Origin of the sequence: Microcystis sp. LE19-41.2A, assembly GCF_027530405.1 — a bacterium.
In the GTDB taxonomy this organism is placed as follows: Bacteria; Cyanobacteriota; Cyanobacteriia; order Cyanobacteriales; family Microcystaceae; genus Microcystis; species Microcystis aeruginosa.
In genome coordinates this window covers 1-5,358 of record NZ_JAPZQJ010000137.1, presented here as the reverse complement: position 1 = coordinate 5,358, position 5,358 = coordinate 1, and the positions used below count along the sequence as shown (strand labels likewise).

The window sequence follows — 5,358 nt, the reverse complement described above, 5'->3', positions numbered from 1 at the left end:
GCTTTTGTACCAGTGATGGTTAGAGATTTAGGGATTACGGAGTGTCGCTTGTTTCCTGCGTTCCCAAAGTCAACGACTCAATTTAATGCTAACATAAAGTCGCCCTAAAGGGCGAGGTTTTCAACCCAAATTTTCGATAATTTAAGAGTCACTCCCCTTGCAGGAGTGCCTCTCCTGATATGTAGCCTATACTCAGCGGATTTAGTATGATTGACGAATTGGCGTTATTTCAGCCTCTATTTTCAAGTCAGGAGATCGGGTGTTAGGGTGTTAGGGTGTTAGGGTGTTAGGGTTTTAGTTGAAATTCCCCCACTTCCCCACTTCCCCACGAGAAACTTTTTGCCGCAAACCCTAGATAGTCAACAGCTGACCATGACCACGGTGATATTATCAGAACCGCCGGCTTCTTTGGCCGCTGCCACTAAATTCTCGACAATTTCCTGACAATCGGCACTGGTTTGCAAATAATCGCTAATTTCCTCGTCGGACAGTTCTTCCGTCAAACCATCACTACAGAGAATTAAACTATCGCCGGATTGCAGATCGAGGGGAGATACCGTCACTGGGGGCAAATCGCAACGACCGAGACATTGAAATAAAACGTGCCGCCAAGGGTGGTTTTTGGCTTCTTCTTCGGACAGATCGCCCATTTTTATCGCCCTAGCTATCCACGTATGATCCTCCGTCACCTGTTCTAATTTTTGCTCACGAAAGCGATAGAGACGGGAATCACCAATATGGGTGTACCAAGAGCCATCATCTCGGAAGATAGCCATGACTAGGGTTGTCCCCATGTCCTGTCTTTCGGGATTTTTTAGCTGATCTTCGATAATCTTCTCGTTAGCGACGGTAATTGCCTCCTGCAGCAATTCCCCGGCAGCCCGGGGCGAATTCCAGTGTTCTTCTAGATGAGCTTGGATAGTTTCAGTGGCGATTTGACTAGCTTCCTGGCCCCCCGCATGACCTCCCATACCATCAGCAACGATAAAAAAGCGCCGCTCGGGGTCGATATAATAACTATCCTGATTAACCGATCGCACTACACCAGGATCGGTCATTCCTCCAAAAGAAAGATTGTTCATCGAAATTTCTGCTTTTAACACAATATTTATTATCCCGCAATCAATTACATCATGCGATCCTGACGTTCAATTTTTCGCCAAAGTCTCACAAGAGCTATCCCCGGCAGCAGGGAAATCGCCATCGGCACTAAAGTCAACCAACCAAAACCACTGACGAATAGAAGCGTCGCTGAGATAAGTAAAGCACTGACCAGTAAAGTATAGTTGGTTCCCATTTGAATCATACCCAATCGCCGCAAAAGTCGATCGGATTCGCTCGAACGGACCCGGACACGGATATCACCCCGTTCTAATTTTTCGATCGTATCATCGATGCGTCGGGGTAAACTCAGGGCGGTGCTGCTCACTTGGGCTGCTTGTCGTCCTAACTCATCGAGGATATTACTGCCATTATTTCCTGTCATATCATTTACTAATTGCAGGGCAAAAGGTTGGGCCACTTCCATAAAGTTAAATTCGGGATCGAGTCCTTTGCCTACCCCTTCCAGGGTAGAAAATGCCCGCATAACGAAGGTAAAGGTAGCGGGAAAGCGAAAAGGCTGATCGTAGGCGATTTCATAGAGATCATCGCTGATAGAGGCTACGGACTGTTCCTCAAAGGGTTTATCCATGAAGTTATCGAGCATATACTGGATCGATCGCCGCACTGCTCCCATATCACCATTAGCAGTTAATGCTCCTAAATCCACCAGAGAAGTGACCACGCGATCGGCATCTTTTTGGGCAATTCCCAAGAGAGTCTGCATTAATTTTTCGCGCACGTTGGTTTTAATTTGTCCCATCATGCCGAAATCGTAGAAAATTAGGGAGCCATCACTATCAACGGCAATATTGCCAGGGTGAGGATCCGCGTGAAAAAAGCCGTTATTGAGTAGTTGAATTAGATAGGCTTTTGCCCCTAGTTTAGCCAACAATTTGCGATCGAGTCCGGCTGCTTCTAGGGCTTCATAATGACTGATTTTGATGCCGGGGAGGTATTCTAGGGTTAAAACCCGGGGAGCGGTGTAGCGCCAATAGACTTTCGGTACTTTGACCCAATCTTCCTCGCGAAAATTACGGCGAAAAGTGTCAGCGTTACGACCTTCATTGAGATAATCGGTTTCTTCCCAGAGAATTTTACAGCATTCTTCATAAATACCCGTCCAATCGCGACCTTTACCCCATTTGGGATGATTTTGGAAATATTGGGCGATTTTTTTTAGGATGGTCAGATCGATACTAAATAATTTTTTCAATCCGGGCCGTTGGACTTTGACCACCACATCTTCCCCGCTCTTCAGTTGGGCCCGGTGAACTTGTCCTAAACTAGCGGCTGCTAGGGGGATGGGATCGAAGCTTTTAAAGAGTTGATTGAGGGGTTTACCGAGGGATACCTCGATAATTTTGCTGGCCTGTTCGTAGGTAAATGCGGGAACCTGATCCTGTAGTTTCGAGAGTTCTTCCACATATTCGAGGGGAAAAAGATCGGCCCGGGTGGAGAACAGTTGACCGACTTTAATAAAAGTTGGACCCAATTCTAGCATGGTTTCCCGAATCCAAGCGGCTTGTTTTCTGCGTCTGCTGGCGAGTTTTTCCTGGCTATAGCCACCGTTATAGCTCCATTTTTTACCGTTGAGCCAGAATTGATAAAGTACAGTCAGAACGAATCGCCAAATATCTAGACGACGACGATTGATGGAATAGTTTTCTCGATTCCAACGATAGCTATTTTTGGCGACTTGGAGGGCCGGCATTGCTGGGTTTAACTCTAGGGTAACGGGGACGGGTAGAAGGGCTGACACGCAATTTTTGGGGCTTTAAAGCGACTAAAAGAGGGTTTTTGGTTAATTCTGGTAGTTTTTGAGTTCCGAGCGCAATTGGGCGATTTCGGCCCGCATTTCGTCGATGTTTTCCTGCACATCGGCACTGGAGGAACCACTGGAGTCTGTCTCAGTATATACTCCCTTTTCCATGGCTCGATCGGCTCTCATTTGCACTTCTTCGACGAATTGCCGCAGGTTTTCCCGTTGTTCGGCATCAAATTTGCCTAATTCGCTTAAAGCGTTGGTGAACGCATCTTCTAGCTGTTCACTGACCACTTCAGCGATCGCTCGTCCGAGGAAAAAGGCGTGAATAACGGGGTTAGTCATAATCTTAAATGGATGTTTTCGCTTGCTGGGTTTTGTTAACGGGAAAGGCGATAATAAATTCCCTAACTACTAGGTTAGGCGACAGAACCAGAAAAGGCAAATCGTTTTTCTGAAAAGGGAGGTTAGACCAAATCCGTTTTCAATAGTGTGATTAACTCTCAAGTTATGAATTGTTTCTCCCTTCTCCCCACACCCTACACCCTACACCCTACACCCTACACCCCACTCTCCTATGCCTTTTAAACAGGATTTAGTATGAGACTGGGAGGTTAATCGACAAAATTAGGGGAAAGAAAGGGTGCTAAGGGAGCAGAATCCGGTTCGATCGCGTCGAGAATTATCGCTGAAATCAACCCGATTAGCGAAATAATAGTGTCATCAACAATATCAGTCTCTGGAGAGTTAAGATGCTCAGAAAACGTTTATTAATCCCCTTAATATTATCCCTAGTCACTTTTGGTTTAGTGGTGGCCTGTAATTCCAGCACTCCCACCAGTCAAACTAACCCCAGTCCCGCAGAAAACGCCGCCACTGCTGCTATTCCCATCGGTGCAGCCTTAGCTCAAACCAGCAATCTCGCCCTATTGGGACAGGAACAGGTGATCGGTGTCAAGATGGCTGAAACATATTTTAATAAAAAGGGCGGAGTCAATGGAACACCGATTAAAGTTATTATCCAGGATGTGACCGGGGATGAACCGGGAGCGATCAACGCCATCAATACCCTCATCACCAAAGATAAGGTGGTGGGTATTCTCGGTCCGTCCCTGTCCCAACAAGCTTTTGCCGCTAGTCCGATCGCCGATCGAGCCAAAGTTCCCATTCTCGGCCCCTCTAACACGGCTAAAGGTATCCCCCAGATCGGTGAATATGTGGGTAGGGTGTCCGCTCCTGTGGCTGTGGTCGCTCCCAATGCGGTTAAAACCGCTTTAAAAATCGATCCCAAGATTAAAAAAGTGGCTGTCTTTTTTGCCCAAAATGATGCTTTTAGTAAATCGGAAACGGAAACTTTTCAAGAAACCCTGAAGAGTTTAAATCTTGATATTGTCACCGTGCAGAAATTCCAAACCACCGATACAGATTTTCAAAACCAAGCCACCGCCGCTATTAATATTAAACCGGATTTAGTGGTTATTTCTGGTTTGGTTGCTGACGGGGGCAATTTGGTCAAACAGTTGCGACAATTAGGCTATCAGGGATTAATTATTGGTGGCAATGGTTTAAATACTTCTAATATTTTCCCAGTTTGTCAAGCTCAATGTGATGGCATTATCATTGCTCAAGCTTATAATCCGGAATTAGATAATCCTATTAATCGGGATTTTGTCGCCGCTTATACAGCAGAAAATAAAAAAGCACCGCCCCAATTTACTGCTCAAGCTTTTACGGGAATTCAAGTTTTTGTCGAGGCCTTAAAACGAGTAGATGATAAAAATAAACTCAGTACACTTTCCCTCGAACAAATTCGCCAACAATTAAATCAGGAAATTTTAGCGGGTAAGTATGTCACTGTCCTGGGAGATATTGCTTTTACTCCCGAAGGGGAAATCATTCAGGATAAATTCTCCGTGGCACAAATTAAAATGGATGCCGATGGTAAAAATGGTAAATTTACTTTTGTGAAAAATTAATCAGTAAGGGGTTCTTCTCATTTCCACCTCGTTGCAAGGGTATCCCTTGCAACGCACTTCCAGAACGTAGGTTGGGTTGAAGCATGAAACCCAACGTCCGATCATGTTGCGCCACCGCTAACCCATCCTACAAATAATTGTGCCTCCCTACTTACCTCGTTGCAAGCATCTCCCTTGCAACGCACTTCCAGAGGTTCTAGTTCTTGTATAACCCATCAGGGAAGGGAGGAATATCCTCCCTTTTCTCGTGCCAATGTAGAACCTTGGCAGGAGAGAAGAAACCCACATTCCGCACCCTCAACTGTCACATAAGCTGTCCCCCTCCAGAGACTTGAGTAAAAATACTTAGCTGGTGAAGGTTTTCTCGGTGGCCGTTAGGGGGGTCTTGAGACCCCTAATTAGGGTCTGCTGAAAAAGTTTTTCGTGGGGACAGGGTGTGGGGTGTGGGGTGTGGGGTGTAGGGTTTTACCGATTCTCATCTGGTCAATTACCTAATTTTCAGAGAAAAAGTCCCAG

At 45.9% G+C, this 5,358-nt stretch carries 4 protein-coding genes; 1 reads left to right on the top strand and 3 read right to left on the bottom strand.

Going from position 1 to position 5,358, the window contains the following annotated elements; all coding sequences use genetic code 11:
• Positions 1-359 precede the first annotated feature (359 nt).
• The 3 genes from O9290_RS05900 to O9290_RS05890 form a co-directional block, all read right to left on the bottom strand.
• The gene (locus O9290_RS05900) at positions 360-1,082 is read right to left on the bottom strand and encodes a Stp1/IreP family PP2C-type Ser/Thr phosphatase (protein WP_043999238.1); all 723 of its coding nucleotides are present in this window, start codon (positions 1,080-1,082) and stop codon (positions 360-362) included.
• 44 nt (positions 1,083-1,126) lie between these two features.
• Complete coding sequence (locus O9290_RS05895; protein WP_002761070.1) at positions 1,127-2,815, bottom strand: ABC1 kinase family protein; 1,689 nt, start codon at positions 2,813-2,815, stop codon at positions 1,127-1,129.
• 90 nt (positions 2,816-2,905) lie between these two features.
• A complete protein-coding gene (locus tag O9290_RS05890; RefSeq protein WP_002761072.1) occupies positions 2,906-3,211 on the bottom strand; it encodes a DUF6825 family protein in 306 nt (101 codons plus the stop codon).
• Between the two features lie 407 nt (positions 3,212-3,618).
• On the opposite strand from O9290_RS05890, the gene O9290_RS05885 reads away from it, so the two are divergent.
• Positions 3,619-4,842, top strand: coding sequence for an ABC transporter substrate-binding protein (locus O9290_RS05885; protein WP_002761074.1), 1,224 nt, complete (start codon positions 3,619-3,621; stop codon positions 4,840-4,842).
• Positions 4,843-5,358: the final 516 nt, after the last annotated feature.

What these genes read in the sequence shown, in the direction of transcription:
- O9290_RS05895 (WP_002761070.1), bottom strand. Translation starts at nt 2,815, where the DNA reads ATGCCGGCCCTCCAAGTCGCCAAAAATAGCTATCGTTGGAATCGAGAA.
- O9290_RS05900 (WP_043999238.1), bottom strand. Translation starts at nt 1,082, where the DNA reads ATGAACAATCTTTCTTTTGGAGGAATGACCGATCCTGGTGTAGTGCGA.
- O9290_RS05890 (WP_002761072.1), bottom strand. Translation starts at nt 3,211, where the DNA reads ATGACTAACCCCGTTATTCACGCCTTTTTCCTCGGACGAGCGATCGCT.
- O9290_RS05885 (WP_002761074.1), top strand. Translation starts at nt 3,619, where the DNA reads ATGCTCAGAAAACGTTTATTAATCCCCTTAATATTATCCCTAGTCACT.